This is a genomic window from Hymenobacter fodinae, assembly GCF_004745825.1.
Classification (GTDB): Bacteria; Bacteroidota; Bacteroidia; order Cytophagales; family Hymenobacteraceae; genus Hymenobacter; species Hymenobacter fodinae.
The window spans coordinates 351,718-367,476 of the sequence record NZ_SRLA01000003.1 but is presented as its reverse complement, the minus strand read 5'-3'; the positions used below and the strand labels follow the sequence as shown (position 1 = coordinate 367,476).

Genomic DNA, 15,759 nt, shown 5'->3' with positions numbered 1-15,759 from the left:
AGTTGAAGTTCTGTACCTAAAAGCAGCACGGAAGGGCTACTTCGGAAGATAGCCTTCATGTTTTATAGCCGTGCCTAGGCCACTAGTTTACCCTGACGTATTTCTCAATGTTTATGCGGTTGATGCCGCTGGCTTCTACCTTCTCTACACCTTGCTGAACTAGGGTGTCATTCTTAAGGGAGACCGTAAAGGTAAAGTCGTTTCCTTCCCAGTTTCGGGCGCTGCAATACTCCAGGTGCTCGGTATAGGTGCTGTCCTTGAGAGAGTAGCGCCCTCCGCCCGATACAAATACAGCGGAGTCTTTGCCTTTATGTACATCGTGCTGCAAGAAGGCGAAGTGGGTACCGTTGATGATCTTAACGAAGGTGATGTTCTTGTTTTTGGTGTAGTCAGTAATGCTCGTATCGGCTTTGTTTATCACAGTGCCTTTAACAAGTTGCCAAGTGCCCATAAGTAGGTTAGAGCTTGCGGCTGATTCTAGTGGTGCCGCATCGGGCTTGCATGCTACGAGCGAAACGGCCGCCGCTGCCAATAGTAATACTGTTCTCATGAGGGAAGGTATATTGGATAAACTATATACTGCATAGGTACGGTAATTAGCTCTGATTTTGCACTATCACTGCTATTGCGTGCTTTCTACTCAAATCAACGCTTCCGTACCTTACTGACAATCAGTCTGCATTGTCCGAGTTATCATTACCAAACGGCTGTAATTCGGCTTGACGTGATAACGAAAAGCCTCAGCACCAAAAGATTCTAAGGTTTTTTCATATAGAATGCCTTTCCGACTATTCGTGAAAAGAATAAGCTGCAGGCATTTGAGTTTTGAGGCATAAATGTCACCACCTTGTTATGGCTTCAAAGTGATGAGTCATAATTGCTTTCAGAAAAAACTTGCTATTAGTAATTTATTTGCCGAAGAGCTTCCGCTCTTGTTCAAAAATTTTGTTCGCCTCAAAGAAGTAGGTTCTAGTCTCACCATCTTCCATCTTCACAACCATTTTGTCGCAAGCATTTTTACCTCCGTTGCTAATGCTTTGTGACTGTAGCTGGGCGCCTATCATACTTAAAATAAAATACTCCTCCTCTATCTGTGTGACATGCCAGCCTGTTTCACATGTCTTCCCGTCATTGCTTCTTATAATTGAATACAGTAGACCAAACTCTATATCATAATATTTCTTTTGGTTCAAAGTGTCGCCAATGATTTTATAGTTTTGCTGCAAGTATTTATGTGCAAACATACTAGTGTAATCAAGACTTAACATGGCTTTTGTTAAGCTTATTACATTCTGATAGTTTTTATTCTTTACTTCATTATAAACTTTTTTTCTGATGTTGTCAAGCTCTATTCCCTTCTTGCCAAATTGTTTGCTTTCCAGGTAGCTATTTCTGAAATCTGTATAATCGATATCCAATTCTCCTTTTTCTAACTTCCTAACATAGTTAGAGTATTTATCGTCAAAAGGCGGTATTTCGATTGAGTTTTTTTGTCCATTCGCTGTGAAAGTAGAATAGGCAAAAAATACTGTTAATAGTAGCGTTAAGTGCTTTTGCATTTAAATTTTATTTGTGATTCGTATTTTATTGTTGTTTAAAACATGTTTGTATCAATGTAATTCTTGACCTTAAGATAGGTAGTTGATTGCGGTTGCTTCAACGTTAAACTTAAAATGACTTTGCATACATATCTGCTGCGGTCAATATAAGCGAAAGTTGATTATCGGCTAACCTGTCATATTCTCTTAACTTGCCCGCGTAACAACCCCAACAATCCCAGCGCTGGCCCCACGGCCAGCGTCAAGTACAGATACTGCGGCTCTACGAAGTGGCCTAGAAAGTCGGTGAGTTGAATACTGACGATAGTCAGGGCGAATCCGAGGCAGTTGACGATGGTAAGCGCCGTACCGCGGGTGGCTTCCGGCGCGCTCTGGACTACCAAAGTCGAGAAAAGGGGCGAATCGGCAACTACCACGAGGCCCCAGAAGAACAGAAACCCCAGCAGTAGCGCCGGCGAGTTACTCCGCAGAAACAGCGGCGACGCCAAGCAGCACAGCCCCGACAACGCTAGTGCCGCCGCGGCTACCGGTCGGGCCCCTAGGTGCTGGGAAAGTAAGCCACTCCCGGCACACGCTAGGCCACCCGCGCCAATGATACCAAACGCCAGCTCCGAAACGGGCAGCTTGGCGGTGGGGTGAGCGGCGTTGTAGGCCACTAGCAGGGCCGGCACGAAGGCCCAAAACGTATACAGCTCCCACATGTGCCCGAAGTACCCAAAGGCCGCCGCCCGAAATGCAGGGTGCCGGAAGCCCGCCAGAAAAGCCGTGAGCTGCACTCGCTGCCCGGCGCGGCGGTAGGGCCCATCGGGCACCAGCAGCACCAGCGCTAGGCCACCCAGCACCGCCAGCCCCGAGGTAGCCAGCGTTACGTACTGCCACGGCAGTTGCGCCGCCAGGCTCCGGAGCAGGTGCGGAAACGCCGTACCCAGCACCAAAGCCCCCACCAGAAACCCCAGTGATTTGCCTAGGCCAGTCTGGTAATAGTCGGAGGCTATCTTCATGCCCACTGGGTAGATGCCGGCCAGGAAAAAGCCCGTCAGAAACCGGAACGCCAGCAGCTGCCCCACGCCAACGCCGTCCAGGTTGAGGCCCAGGTTACACAGTGCCGCCAGCAGCGCACTCACGAAAAACACGCGGGAGGGAGAGAAGCGGTCGGCCAGAGCCAGCACAGCGAAGGTGAGCGTGCCCGTGATGAAGCCCAACTGCACGGCGCTGGTTAGGGTGGCCACGAAACCGGTTGGTAGCTGTAATTGCGCGGCTATATCGGGGGCAATGGCGTTGCCGGCAAACCAGAGCGAGGTGCAGAAAAACTGCGCCAGCACAATGGTAGGTAAGATGCGTCGCATAGAGAGGAGAGGGCAGGAGCGGATGGGGCCGGCAAAGTACCCAAATCTGTCGGGGTAGCTGCCGCCACAAAACTAGGCTCTGGTATGAGCGCGTACTCTGGGCTCCTTGCGCTATTTGCCCGTCTTACGTTGGTACGCTTAGCTTGACGAACTTTCAACAGCCACCCGCCCCTCTAGGCCAGTTGCCCCTGCAGGCGACGTGCGGCCGTGCTGATGCCTTGTTGTACGCAGTCGGCAGTGGGCGTCTGCTGCATCCAGTGGGTGAGGAAGCCCGCCCAGAAAGCGTCGCCGGCGCCGGTGGCGTCTAGCACCTCAACGGGGGGAGCGACTTGGTGTTGCCAGGGCTCATGGTAGCTGCGGTACCAAACGCCCTCGGCGCCGCAGGTCAGGCAGAGCACGCGGGCTGGCACATTGTGCAGGAACTCCTTGGCCGCTTCGGCAGTGGCGGGCACACCGCCAAAACGGGCCACATCATCGAGGCTGACTTTGAGCAGGGGCTCGTAGGCCAGTAGACGCTGCCACACATCAGGGGCATTATCGGAGCGCCGCCAGATGGGCGCTGCGTAATTCCAGTCGATAGACACCGGCCGGCCCAGGTCGTGGGCAGTGGCCAGGGCCTCAAGAATATGGTCTTGGGCGGGCTGGCGGCTTAGGGCAAAGGCGGTGGTATGCACTAGGGCAGCCTGCGTAATTAGGGTCGGATTGATGGGTGGAAGATGCCGGTCGGCGCTGCGGTACGGAATGAAGCTGGGAGTAGCCCGGCTGCGCCCCACCACAATAATACTGGTGGCGCGGTCGGGTAACTGATGGATATATTCGGTGCTGAGCCCTGCCGCTTCCAAGCTGCGCACTAAAATCTCGCCTAGGCCATCTTGCCCCACGGCCGCTACCAGCCGCGCGGTGCCGCCGCACTGTTGAACAAAGCGGCATAGGTTGGCCGGACTTCCGCCCGCAACCGCCTGCAGCGTTGTAACCTGCGACAAGTCGCCCACAAAATCCGTGGTCAAAATATCGATTAGAGCTTCGCCAATGGCCAGCAAGCCAACCGCATCGGGGGCCGGGGCCGCGGACGAGGCAGCAGCGGAAGTGAGAGAGGAGCGCATTGGCGAGCTGAATAAGGAAGATGAACTAGGCAAACAACAGGCAGTTACATAGCGGGCACCCACAGGCGCTGGCCCTGGGCGTAGGCTTCGGCCAGAAGCTGACCGGCAGCGCTCCAGGTGCAGTAGGCCACCCCGATGGGCGCGTGGGTAAGGCCATGGAAGTTCTCGTAGAAACCCCACTCAGCGCCGGCGGGGTTTTGCTGGTTGGCCGAGTGCAGATGACTTATCAACTGGTGAGCTAGGCTAGGCTGCCCAATGTGATGCAGGGCCGCCGCTAGCCACCCATTCCAGACGGGCCAGAGGCCACCGTTGTGAAACTCGTGGGGCCGGTTGCGAAACTCATAGGCGTAGTTGTCGGTCAGCTCCGCCATCAGACCATCGGCGGGGGTGATGGCCGGGGCAAAGGCGGGCAGCAGAAATGGGTGCTGTTGCAACTGCTCGTGTAAATGGGCCACCAGGGTAGCCTGCTGGGCGGCGGTGCCCAGGTTGAGTAGCAAGGCCAACGCATTAGCCGCTAAATCAAACTGGCTATACACGCGGGCCGGGTTGAAGCCCATCAGCCAGAAAGTGCGCGGAGCCCGCTGGCGCTGGTGCTCCAGGTTGGGCGCGTAGAGTGGCGCGGAGTTGGGGGCATCATCGTTCCAATAGTTGCGCTCCAGCACCTGCCGGATGGTCGCGGCTTTCTGCAGCCACTCGGGGCGCTGGTAGTAGTGGCCGGCCAGCTCCAGGGCCCACACTCGCAGCAGCTGGTCGTAGAGTACGTAGCCGTGTTGCACGTATTCATCGGCCCAGTCGCCGCTTTGGGGCACGTATACCAGGTGCTTACCGTTGAACTCCCACGCATCCAGCACCGCTAGGCCTCGTTGCACTTGGGGCAAGCAGGCCTCCGCCAGGGCTGTGTTGCCCGTACTGTGCGCATACTGGAGCAACCCAATAATGGCCCAGCTTACATTATCTACTCGCCCGCAGTTGCCGCCGTAGCTGGCTTGGCCGGTTTGCGGATCTACGTTCGAAGGGAAAAAACCCGCCGCATGTTGGGCGCTAAATAAGGTGCGCAGGGTTGTTTCTGTGGTTTCTAGTAAGGTGGAGTCATTGGATAGCAGGGCGGCTAGGCCAGTAATTACCCCGTCTCGCGTCCAGATGCGCTGGTAGTTGCTCACGGGCTGCACGCTAGCCACAAAGCCATGCGGCGTAATGGCGCGGCGCAGGAGGTGGAGACTGGGTTCGTGGGCGGGCATAAGGGATAAGTTGGGGTTGTTCAGGTGAGGCTTCTCACCCCGGCTCCCTACGCCGCTAGATGCGCAGAATGGAAAAGGAGAGGGAGTGCCTGACGATTCTTGGGGTGTAGAGACGCAATAGTTGGAGTCTCGGCGATGAATGACTGGCCTAGAACAGCACGGTAAACAACATCAGCAACCGAAGGACAGCGAAGCTACGACGAGACGCAAGATGTTGCGTCTCTACAATCGTGCATAGGGGGTAAGGCTGGTCTCTTACGGCGTGGCGGGCACCCCATGTTCAGCAGTGGAGCTGTTGCGCGGTATAATCAGCACGCACACCGCACCAGTCAGTAGGAGGGCGCCAGCCAAGTGAATTACATTTTCGGGGCGCGAGCCGAGCAGGTGGCTATAGATCCAGGAAAACGACACCGTTTGCAGGAGCATGGGCAGTACAATAAACATGTTGAAAATGCCCATGTACACGCCAGTGCGCTCCTTCGGGATGGCGCCGGCCAGCATCACGTAAGTGGTGCCCATCATGCTGGCCCACCCAATACCCAGCCCAATCATGGGGGCCAGCAGCAGAGAAGGATCATGCAAGAGGGGCAGCGCCAGCAACCCTAGTCCGGCCAGGCTCAGGCTGAGCATGTGCACGGCCCGCGGCCCCCACCGCCGGGCCAGCCAGGCCAACCCATATGCTGCACAAAACGTGACCACGTTGTAGGTGCCATTGAGGCGCCCGGTGAGCAGCTGCGCCGCACTAAAGCCGCTAGATTGCTGGTCTTGGGTATGATACACCGTGTTGGCTAAGCTGAGGGTGATGTACTGCCAGTAGCAAAACATGGCGTACCAGGTGCACAGCATCATGGGGGCCATGCGGCGCATGGTGAGCGGCATCTCCCTGATGGCGCTGCCAATTTCTTGCAGCGTGTGGCCTAAGCCCTTGGGCTGAGCCCGAATGGCGGCTACTTCCTGCTCGCTCAGCGGGTGCTCTTTGGTGGTGAACACCGAATACAAAATTGCCCCGATACTCACGGCGGCCCCAATCAGAAAGGCAGCGTAGGTAGTGTGCGGAATGTTGTTCTCACTGCGAGCCGTACCGCTTACCAGCCCTAAATACACCAGCACCGAGGGCGTGAAGTTGGCCAGCGTAATGCCCAGGCCCGTGAAAAAGCTTTGCGTCAGGAACCCGACGCTATGCTGAGGCGCGGGCAGCTTGTCACTCACGAAAGCGCGGTAGGGCTCCATGGTGATGTTGTTGGCCGCGTCCAGAATCCAGAGCAAGCCGGCCGCCATCCAGAGGGCCCGGCTAAAGGGCATGGCCAGCAGACAGATACTGCACAGCACCGCCCCCACTAGAAAGTAGGGTGTGCGGCGGCCCCACCGGCTGAGGGTTTTGTCGCTGAGCGCGCCCACTACTGGCTGCACCAACAGCCCCGTCATGGGCCCCGCCAGCCACAGAAACGGCAGCATATCTGGGTTGGCCCCCAGGTAGGAGTAGATGGGGCTCATATTGGTCTGCTGCAGGCCAAAGCTGTATTGGATGCCGAAGAAGCCCAGGTTCATGTTCAGAATCTGCCAGAAGGCTAGCCGCGGCTTGGGCAGCGAAGCCAGCCCCGTCGCCGACTCAGAGGAAATCGTGGTAGAAGTAAGGGCCATAAGAGTTGGGTGGGGAACAGGGAGGACAGTAGGAGCAGAACTGCGGAGGGAAACGCCGCTCGCCATGCAGCGAGCGACGGGCAGTCGGCCCTTCCCACGAGGCGTTCTGCCACCCCCGCCATCAGCCGCCGGCCAAGGCCGGCGCTGAGGCGTATTTAAAAGTCATTCAGCACGAAAACCCGAAAGCAGGGCCACTGGCCTAGAAGCTGATTCTGGTATCTATCTTCCGCTCAACATGGCGGTTACCGCGTCACGGAATAGGTTTTTCGTTGCGGGCCGGCGCCCGTGATGCGCACCGATTTCCAGCCGGTGGGCAAGGTGCTTTTGCGTTGGGCTAGGCCACTAGGGGTAATTTCCAGGCCACCAAAGCCCATCATGACGGCCTGCAGCACGCCACCCGCGCCAGTAGCAAAGTAGGGGTTGGTGCCACCTTTGGTTTCGGCAATAACGCGGAAGGGCGGCAGTAGATTGGGCACGTAGGCATCCTGGAAGAAGTGCTGGGCCTTTTCGGCGTTACCTAGGCGGGAATAAAGCAGCGCGAAGATGGCCTGGGTCATGGCGGGCGTGCCCTCGGTGGGCACCCGGGTTTCGTAGTAGGCCAGGTCTTTCCGAATCTGGGCGGGGTCGGTGATGACGCCCAGCGGGTAGGCCAGCAGGTTCACGTCGCCCTGCTTGATACCCTCACCCTTATAGGTGGCATGTTCTTGGGTGGTGCCATCGGGCAATTTTAGAATCGGGATGTTCTGGGCCACGTGCAGCCAGTCGGGGTTGGCCTTGAGGCCGAGCAGCTTGGCGGCCGCGGCGGCATTGCGCAGGTTTACCTGGGCAGCGGCATTGGTGAAGGCATTGTTGTCCACGTTTTCGGCCCACTCATCAGCCGCCACCACGTTCTTGATGTCGTAGTGACTGAGGCCGTTGCGCTCCACGCGGCTGGCCCAAAAATCGGCGGTGGCGGATAAAATGGGGTAGCCCTTCTCGCGCAGCCACTCCTTGTCTTGGGTCACGCAGTAATACTGCCAGGCTGCCAGGGCTACGCAGGCCGAAATATGGTGCTCGAAGGGCCCGCTCAGCGCCCAAACCGGCGTTTCTTCCACTCCCGTATCGGCACTTTCCCAGGGGTACTGGGCACCCTGGTAGCCGTGGGCAAAGGCATTACGGCGAGCCGGTTCCAGACGCTGAAAGCGGTACTCAATCAGCGACTTGGCAATATCGGGGTGTAGCACCAGCAGGGCCGGAAACATCCACACATCCGTATCCCAGAACACGTGCCCGTTGTAGCCCAGCCCCGAGAGGCCCATGGGCGAGGGCGAAAACTCGGTGCCGGCTCTAGAGAAGCTGTACAGGTGGTACAGCATGCTGTGCACGTCCTGCTGCGCCTGGGCGTCGCCCTCAATCTGAATGTCGCTTTTCCAGAGTTCCTGCCAGGCTTTGGTGTGGTAGGCCAGTAGCCGGTCCTTGCCTTCGAGGCGGGCGAAAATGGTAAGGCGCTCGGCCTCATTAAGCGGGTCGGGGTGGTGGCTGGAGGTGATGGACGAGCCGGCCAGGGCGTAGGAGTATGTTTGGCCCGCTTTCAACTGCTTCCCGAACTTCATCAGGTGCATGTTGTTGTCCCACATTTCATGAATCACGTTGGGCTCCTGGCCGTGCGCTTCCCCAAACAAAAACGTGTTGGAAGCGCACAGCTGCATCTTGCCAGTAGGGCTGCGGGCCGAAGACGTGAGCAAGCTAAGCGTGACGTGGGGCCGGTCAATCTCGTTGTAGTAATTCTGCGCGTCGCGCAAGGCATCGGGCGCTTCTAGCACGCTGGCGGCCGTCAGGTTCAGGTCTTTCTTGGCCGTGATGGATACATCTAGCAAGGCTGTAAAGGGCAAATGGCGCAGCGCGTAATAGGTGTAGCTGATGGTGGCCTTGTCCTGGTAGTCAAACGTGGTGGTGAAGCTGGCCCGCTGCATGTCTAGCTCCTGGCGGAAGTTGCTGGCATCCTTGCCCGAAAGGCGTCGGCCATCCACTTCCAGGTACATGTTCAGCAGGTTGAAGCTGTTGAGAAAGTTGCTCACCCGGCCCCGCCCATATTGGTCGTAGGCCCCGGCCAGCACCACGCTCTTCACCTGAAACGGCTCCGCCGACGATACAATGCCCAGCATTCCGTTGGCCACCGTCACACCGTAGTAGTTCTTGGGGTCAAATTGGGTGGCCGACAAACGCCAAGGGTCGGGTGCAGCCGGTTGGGCGCGGGCAAATGTTGCCAGCAGGAAAAGCGTGCAGAAAAGCAGAAAACGGGTGGGAAGCATGCCGGGAAAATTGGGTGGAGGCAGGGAGAGACAGAGGCAGTTCAGGAGGGTATATAGTTGCGTATGATCAGTACGGAGGGCGTTGCGCCTGCGCTAGGCCAGTTGTTCTGGCACCGAGACGAGTGTGAAGAGGCGTTGCTACTTGAGTGGTACCACCACGGCTTGCCACGGCTGGAGCGCCAGGGTAGGAGCCGCCGTGAAACTAGGATAATTATTGAGCCAGGGCGCAGCGCCGATTTTCAAGCCGGTAGGCACAGCCCAGCGCCGCTGGTCGGAAGTGAAGTTGAGCACTATCAGCACTTTCTCCTTGCCCAACGTGCGGGTGTAGGCATAGATGTGCGGGTTATCTGCGTCGAGCAGCTGATACTGCCCGTACACCAGTACTTGGTGCTGCCGACGCATAGCCGTGGCTTTCCGGAAGTAATTGAGAACAGAATTTGCGTCTTTCTCCTGAGCCGCCCGATTGAGGGTAACGTAGTTGTGGTTAACTTTCAGCCAGGGCCTGCCCGTAGTGAAGCCTGCGTTGGCGGTAGCATCCCACTGGAAGGGCGTGCGGCAGTTGTCGCGGGCTGTGCGCTTGGCCGCAGCCATAAAAGCCGCCAGGTTGCCGCCCTGGTTCTTCACCTGCTGGTAGCCGTTCAGCGTTGCCACGTCGCGATAGTCCTCAATCCGATCGAAGCGGATGTTGGTCATGCCCAGTTCGTCGCCGTTGAAGTAATAGGGCGTGCCGCGCATCGTGAGAATAAAGGTGGTCAGCAGCTTCGAAGAGGCCGCTCGAAACGCCGGCCGGTCGTCGCCGAACTTGCTCACCATACGGGGAACATCGTGGTTGGCCAGGAAAATAGCCAGCCACCCTTTCTGAGCGAAAGCGCTGTCCCAGCGGGTGTACACGCGCTTGAAGTCCGTGAGTTTATAGCCTTCCGGACCGTTGCCCAAGTCCATGCCCTCGAAGTGGTAGGCCATGTCTAGCTCCTTGCGAGCCGGGTCCACGAATAACATGGCATCCGTGGGGCCGGTGCCGGCGCCCTCGGCCACGGTCATCAGGTTGTACTTGCTGAACACCTCGCGGTTCATTTCCTGTAGGTAGTCGTGCAGGTGCGGGCCACCGCCGTAGTACTTGATGATATTCTTCTCGTAACCGGCCGGAAAAGCCGGGAAAGTCGTGTCCTTGGCCACGTACTGAAACGCATCCATACGTAGGCCATCTACCCCTTTATCCAGCCAGAAGCGCATCATGCTGTACACCTCCTGGCGCAACTTGGGGTTTTCCCAGTTCAGGTCAGGCTGCTTGCGCGAGAAGTAGTGGAGGTAGTAGGCATTGGTGAGCGAGTCGTACTTCCAGGCGTCGCTGTTCACGTCGAAGAAGCTGTAGCGCGGCGTTGGCTTGCCTTTTTCGGCGGGCCACCAGTGGTAGTAGTTGCGGTAAGGATTGTTGCGCGAGCTGCGGGCCTGCCGGAACCACTCATGCTCGTCGCTGCTGTGGTTCACCACCATATCCATCACCAGCTTGACACCGCGCTGGTGCATACCCCGAAGCAGGGCATCGAAGTCTTGCATAGTCCCGAACTCGGGCATAATGGCCCGGTAGTCAGAAATGTCGTAGCCGTTGTCGTCGTTGGGAGACGCATAAATGGGGTTCAGCCACACCACGTCCACACCCAGGCTTTTGATATAATCGAGGCGGGAAATGATACCGCGCAAGTCACCCACTCCATCGCCATTGCTATCCTGAAAGCTGCGCGGGTACACTTGGTACACTACCGCCTCTTTCCACCAAGTGGGGTTAGCTTTTGCTGGTAGTGGCGCTTGCTGGGCTTGCCCGCTGCCAGCACACATAAGCAGTGCCGCGCAAAGTATGGTAGCCAGGGTTTTCATGCTAGATTAGGAACAGTGGCCTACATACAGGCCGTTGGCCACTACTTCAGTAGCAGCAACCAACGGCCTGTTGATGCAGTAGCGGAAATGACAGTGTGCTAGTACCCCGGGTTCTGCGTGATGTTGGAATTTACATCTGCCTGAGACTTGGGAATGGGGTAGATCAGGTATTTTGGGTCGCTCTGGGGCTTGTCTTTGCGGGCCGCCAGGAACTTGCCAAACCGGATCATATCATTCCGCCGCCACGACTCACTGTACAGCTCCCGGCCCCGCTCATCCAGCAGAATGTCGAGGTTAAGGGAAGGCAGAGCGCTGGCTCCGCGCGAGGGGTGGGTGCGCAGTGAGTTGACGATGGCCAGCGCCGTAGAGCCGTAGCTGCCCGCGCTGGTAGCCGTGCCGCCCCGCAAAATGGCTTCGGCTTTCATCAGCAGCACGTCGGCTAGGCGGAAGGTCACGTGGTCGTTTTCGCAGCCGTTGCCGCCTTTGCCTTCGCTCACGTAATCCACGGGGTACTTGATGGGCCGGATACCTTTAGCCTCCAGGTCAGGACCAGTTTCAGAAAGGTTGATGTCTTTGGTGAACACCAGCGGTGCTCCACCCCGCGTAGTAAGTGGCGCATCCGTAATAAGGTTGTATTGCTGCCCTATCAGGAAGCCCACATTGATGCGCCGACCGGGGTTTGCAGGGCCGCCGGGAATATCATACACTTGTCCGCGGCGCTTATCATTGGCCTCGAATAAGTCGTAGAGCGAGGCCGGTACGGCGGGGCCGTTGTAGCCATCCACGGGCCGCATATTGTAGTGCGACACAAACTTCCACAAGTCGCGGGTAGGGCCGGCGTTGCCGAAAGTGTTTGGCTGCGTAAAAATGTTCTCTAGGCCTATCGCCGTGTTATTGGGCGCGAAGTTGTCGAAGTAGTTGGGCGTGAAGGAGTATTTGTTGCTGTTGATGATCTGGTCGGCCAGCGTAATCACCTGGTTCATGTCGGCCGGAGCAAACGTGGGCGCCTGGCGGTTGGCGTATACGCCCCGGTTTAGGTAGCACTTCATGAGCAACACCCGGGCGGCATCCTTATTGGCTCGTCCAGCGGGACCATCGGGCAGATCTTTCTGAATGGCATTCAGCTCACTCACAATGAAGTCGAGCGCCTCGCTACCCTTGCGCACCTTAGCCAACTCGTTTAGCGCTCCGCCTGGCTCCCGGTACAATACCTGGTCGTAGAGGTCGAGCAGCAGGAAGGTAGCCCAGGCCCGCAGAAACCGAGATTCGGCCTGCTGCTGCACCGAAGGGTCGAAGCGCAGCAGATCGGTAGAGGCGAAAATGATACCCTCCAGTTGGTTGAAGGTATCGCGCACCCGCTCGTTGTTGGGGTCCCAGGTGTGGTTGTAAAGGGCGCGCCACTTGCCGTTGTCGTCCCAGTCTGGCCCGCGGGTGGGCATAATCCGAGAATCAGTAGAAACTTCTTGTAGGGCAAAGACGCTCACATGGCCCTGAATGGGGTCGCGTTGGGCATTGTACACCCCCTGCAGTAGGGCCGCTGGGTCGCCTTTCGGAATCTGATTAAGCGACAACTGTCCTTGCAGGGTTTCATCAAGCTCGCAGCTGCTGGCCATCTGAAGCAACGCCAGGGCGCCGGCCGCGCAAACAATCTTAGTGTAGTTCATGGTGGGAATGAGTTAGAGGCTACAGAGAGAAGTTGACGCCAAAGGTGAAGGTGCGGGCGCTGGGGTAGGGCAGGTAGTCAATGCCAACGGAAGGCACTTGGTTGGCTCCACGCTTTACAGTGTTGATTTCCGGGTCAAACCCATCATACTTGGTAATCACGAACAGATTCTGCCCCGTGGCGTAAATCCGGGCACCCTTCACGAAGCTGCCCACATCGCCAAAGCTATAGGCCAGGGTGAGGTTCGACATTTTCAGGTAGTTGCCCTTTTCCAGGTAGCGTGTGGTGGCTGCGGCTGGGTTACCGAGTGCCTCTTTAATTGGGTTCTCAAACGTGGATAGAGCAATGTTTTTTCCGGCTCCAATCTGACCCACGTTGCCCACTGCGTTCAGCGTGTTGTTGTAAATGTACTGGCCGAATACGCCGGTCATATTGGCTACCAAGGATAGTTTGCCGTAGCGAGCATTGGCGCTTAGGCCTAGCAGCGTGCGTGGGTTTGGGCTGCCCGCATACACCGGGTTGGCCAGGTCTACCGGATTAGACAAGCCCTGCTCGTTGAGGCCATTGTAGCGAGGCAGGAAGAAGGCGTTGATAGGGTACCCGTTGCGGATAAGCTGGGAGGTAGACCCCGACAGACCCTGTCCGTTGATGGCTCCGGTAATAATGTCGGCCCCAACCAGATCCTTTACTTCATTGCGGATAAAGGTAGCGTTGGCATTGAAGCCTACTTCCGTTTTCTCGCCTCTCACCAGAACGGTGCCTAGGGCCAGCTCTACGCCTTTGTTAATTATTTTGCCATCGAGGTTGTCCCAGAAAATGGCCTGCACCTGCGGGGCAGGCTGCCCGGGCACAGTTGGGAATAGGATGTCGGTAGTGGTTTTATTGAAGTAGTCGGCCGTGAAAGTGAAACGATTGTCGAGCACTCCTACATCGATTCCGACGTTGAACTGACGGTCTGACTGCCACTTCAAGTTCACGTTGCGGCTGTTGAGCGGAATCTGGGCACCGTTGTCGCGCACCTCAAAGCGGTCCTGGGCAGCACCCGCCGGAAACTCCTGGTTTCCGGTGAGCCCGTAGCCCGCCCGCAGCTTAAGCTGGGAAAGCCGCTCCGCCGGGAAGAAGGATTCCTGGCTGAGGTCCCAGGCCACGGCGAACGATGGAAAGTAGCCCGCCCGGTTGTTACGACCGAACTTGCTGCTAGCATCGCGGCGGAGTGTACCGGTTACTATGTAGCGGTCCTTGAAGTTGAAAATGGCGCGCCCAAATAACGATTGCAGCTCCGACGTTGGATCATTGAACGACGAGATATTGCGGGAGCCGGTGGCCGAAGTTTGGATATAGTCGGTGTAGTCGAGGCCGAAGTTTCCAAAGCCGCCCGTAGCGGGGTTACCAAAGGCGTTGATGTTAGAGCCCCGGTTGGCAAACTTGGTGTACTCATAGCCTACTACCGCGTTCAGGTTCAGGTTGGTAGCTATAGGCTTATTGAAGCTGAGCGTGTGGGCTATTTGTTGAGTGGTGAGCTCGTTGTTGCTGATGCTGGCAAACCCCTGATTTTCGATGCCGGGGTAGTTGATCAGCCGCTGGTCGATGGAAGTGCGCCGCTCGCCACTGTTGTAGTTTATGCCCAGCAGCATCCGGTATTCGAGCCAGCTGGTAAACTTAAATGAAGGCGCAATGCTGGCCAGCACAGTATTCACCCGAGACCGGTCGTTGTAGAGCTCTTGGGCCGCCAACGGGTTCACCACGTCGCCCGACTGGATAAAGAGCGAGCCATCGGCGTTGCGCAACGGCTGGGTGGGATTCCACTGCAGGGCCTGTCCGATCAGGCTGCCCCGGAAGCCGGCGTCTGTGGTAATGTTGGCTAGCTCTTCGCGGAACTGGCTCGTGGCAATATTTATGTCCATGCCCAGTTTCTTGCTTTCCAGAAACTGCAGGTTGGTGGAAAGGTTGGCGCTATACTTCTTAAAGCCGGTTTTGCGCACAATGCCATCCTGGTCGAGGTAGCCCAGGGAAAGGCGGTAGCGGCCGGTTTCGCCGCCGCCGCTCATGGCCACGTTGTAGTTTTGCAGGTAGCCGGTGCGCAAGATTTCCTTGAGCGCGTCTACGTCGCCGCCCTTGTCGTTGGTGGCCGGCGCGCCGTAGTAGGAAATGGCCTGCCGGTACTGGCCGGCATCCAGAAATTCGGGTCGGCGTAGCAACGTAGAGAAGCCCCCAGATACGCCCACGTTCAGGATAGGAGCCCCCGATTTGCCTTTCTTAGTGGTAATCAGCACGACGCCGTAGGCCGCCCGAGAACCATAGATGGCAGTAGCGGAGGCGTCTTTCAACACCGTCAGCGACTCAATATCATCGGGGTTGAGGAAGTTGAGCGGGTTGCTGTCGGCACCGGTTCCCACATCGGCCGAGGCCACTAGGCCAGGGCGAGCCGTGCGTCCATCAAGGGGCACGCCATCTACCACGTACAGGGGCTGGCCGGTGCCCGTCACGGCCGAGTTGCCCCGGATGCGGACGGTGGCCGGACCGCCGGGCTGACCGCTGTTGTTGCCCACCTGCACCCCCGATACCCGGCCCTGAATCAGCTGATCGGGCGAGGTGAAGGTGCCCCGGTTAAATTCCTTCTCCCCGACGACTGCCACGGCCCCGGTTACGTCCTGCTTGCGTGCAGTGCCGTAGCCCGTTACCACTACCTCGCTCAGGGCCTGAGAGTCCTCAGCCAGGGTAATGTCCAGGGTTACCGGTGAAGAGCCAACGGTGACGGCGCGCGTCTGGGCTTTATAGCCTACCGACGAGACAACGAAGTCATACGTGCCCGGAGCAATTCTGAGCTCAAATTTGCCAGTGGCATCAGTAGGAGCCGCCGTGGTAGTGCCCTTTATCAGGACGGTAGCGCCTACTACGGGGGTTCCGTTCGCCTCTGCCACGGTGCCTCGGACGATACCCTGCCCCAGTGCGGTACCGGTCAAGGCCAGACACGCGACCAGGAGGCTTGCCCTAATCTGTACAGTTGATGACATAATAGAGTGGGGTTTTGGTGGGAATAAAA

10 protein-coding genes are annotated in these 15,759 nt (G+C 57.4%); all 10 read right to left on the bottom strand.

Features of this window, described 5'->3' with window-relative positions:
- Nucleotides 1-82: 82 nt before the first annotated feature.
- The gene (locus EU556_RS15355; protein ID WP_135435029.1) at nt 83-550 is read right to left on the bottom strand and encodes a lipocalin family protein; all 468 of its coding nucleotides are present in this window, start codon (nt 548-550) and stop codon (nt 83-85) included.
- Nucleotides 551-908: 358 nt separating this feature from the next.
- Nucleotides 909-1,559 (bottom strand): DUF4919 domain-containing protein, encoded by a 651-nt coding sequence (locus EU556_RS15350; protein ID WP_135435028.1) that lies wholly within the window; start codon nt 1,557-1,559, stop codon nt 909-911.
- Nucleotides 1,560-1,735: 176 nt separating this feature from the next.
- Complete coding sequence (locus tag EU556_RS15345) at nt 1,736-2,905, bottom strand: MFS transporter (RefSeq protein ID WP_135435027.1); 1,170 nt, start codon at nt 2,903-2,905, stop codon at nt 1,736-1,738.
- Nucleotides 2,906-3,078: 173 nt separating this feature from the next.
- On the bottom strand, nt 3,079-4,008 hold the full coding sequence (locus EU556_RS15340) for a carbohydrate kinase family protein (protein ID WP_135435026.1): 930 nt from the start codon (nt 4,006-4,008) through the stop codon (nt 3,079-3,081).
- A 44-nt stretch (nt 4,009-4,052) separates the two neighbouring features.
- Entirely contained in the window at nt 4,053-5,246 is a 1,194-nt protein-coding gene (locus tag EU556_RS15335) for a glycoside hydrolase 100 family protein (RefSeq protein WP_135435025.1), read from the bottom strand.
- Nucleotides 5,247-5,501: 255 nt separating this feature from the next.
- Nucleotides 5,502-6,887 carry an MFS transporter gene (locus tag EU556_RS15330; RefSeq protein ID WP_135435024.1) on the bottom strand — a complete coding sequence of 462 codons (1,386 nt, stop codon included), beginning with the start codon at nt 6,885-6,887 and terminating at the stop codon, nt 5,502-5,504.
- A 242-nt stretch (nt 6,888-7,129) separates the two neighbouring features.
- Nucleotides 7,130-9,178, bottom strand: coding sequence for a glycoside hydrolase family 65 protein (locus EU556_RS15325; protein WP_210116302.1), 2,049 nt, complete (start codon nt 9,176-9,178; stop codon nt 7,130-7,132).
- Nucleotides 9,179-9,316: 138 nt separating this feature from the next.
- On the bottom strand, nt 9,317-11,053 hold the full coding sequence (locus tag EU556_RS15320) for a glycoside hydrolase family 13 protein (protein WP_135435023.1): 1,737 nt from the start codon (nt 11,051-11,053) through the stop codon (nt 9,317-9,319).
- 98 nt (nt 11,054-11,151) lie between these two features.
- Nucleotides 11,152-12,717, bottom strand: coding sequence for a RagB/SusD family nutrient uptake outer membrane protein (locus EU556_RS15315; protein WP_210116301.1), 1,566 nt, complete (start codon nt 12,715-12,717; stop codon nt 11,152-11,154).
- Between the two features lie 19 nt (nt 12,718-12,736).
- Nucleotides 12,737-15,730 carry a SusC/RagA family TonB-linked outer membrane protein gene (locus EU556_RS15310; protein ID WP_135435022.1) on the bottom strand — a complete coding sequence of 998 codons (2,994 nt, stop codon included), beginning with the start codon at nt 15,728-15,730 and terminating at the stop codon, nt 12,737-12,739.
- Between the last annotated feature and the right edge of the window lie 29 nt (nt 15,731-15,759).

Coding starts and splice junctions, on each gene's coding strand:
- EU556_RS15340 (WP_135435026.1), bottom strand. CDS start 4,008: ATGCGCTCCTCTCTCACTTCCGCTGCTGCCTCGTCCGCGGCCCCGGCC.
- EU556_RS15330 (WP_135435024.1), bottom strand. CDS start 6,887: ATGGCCCTTACTTCTACCACGATTTCCTCTGAGTCGGCGACGGGGCTG.
- EU556_RS15355 (WP_135435029.1), bottom strand. CDS start 550: ATGAGAACAGTATTACTATTGGCAGCGGCGGCCGTTTCGCTCGTAGCA.
- EU556_RS15315 (WP_210116301.1), bottom strand. CDS start 12,717: ATGAACTACACTAAGATTGTTTGCGCGGCCGGCGCCCTGGCGTTGCTT.
- EU556_RS15310 (WP_135435022.1), bottom strand. CDS start 15,730: ATGTCATCAACTGTACAGATTAGGGCAAGCCTCCTGGTCGCGTGTCTG.
- EU556_RS15320 (WP_135435023.1), bottom strand. CDS start 11,053: ATGAAAACCCTGGCTACCATACTTTGCGCGGCACTGCTTATGTGTGCT.
- EU556_RS15325 (WP_210116302.1), bottom strand. CDS start 9,178: ATGCTTCCCACCCGTTTTCTGCTTTTCTGCACGCTTTTCCTGCTGGCA.
- EU556_RS15345 (WP_135435027.1), bottom strand. CDS start 2,905: ATGCGACGCATCTTACCTACCATTGTGCTGGCGCAGTTTTTCTGCACC.
- EU556_RS15335 (WP_135435025.1), bottom strand. CDS start 5,246: ATGCCCGCCCACGAACCCAGTCTCCACCTCCTGCGCCGCGCCATTACG.
- EU556_RS15350 (WP_135435028.1), bottom strand. CDS start 1,559: ATGCAAAAGCACTTAACGCTACTATTAACAGTATTTTTTGCCTATTCT.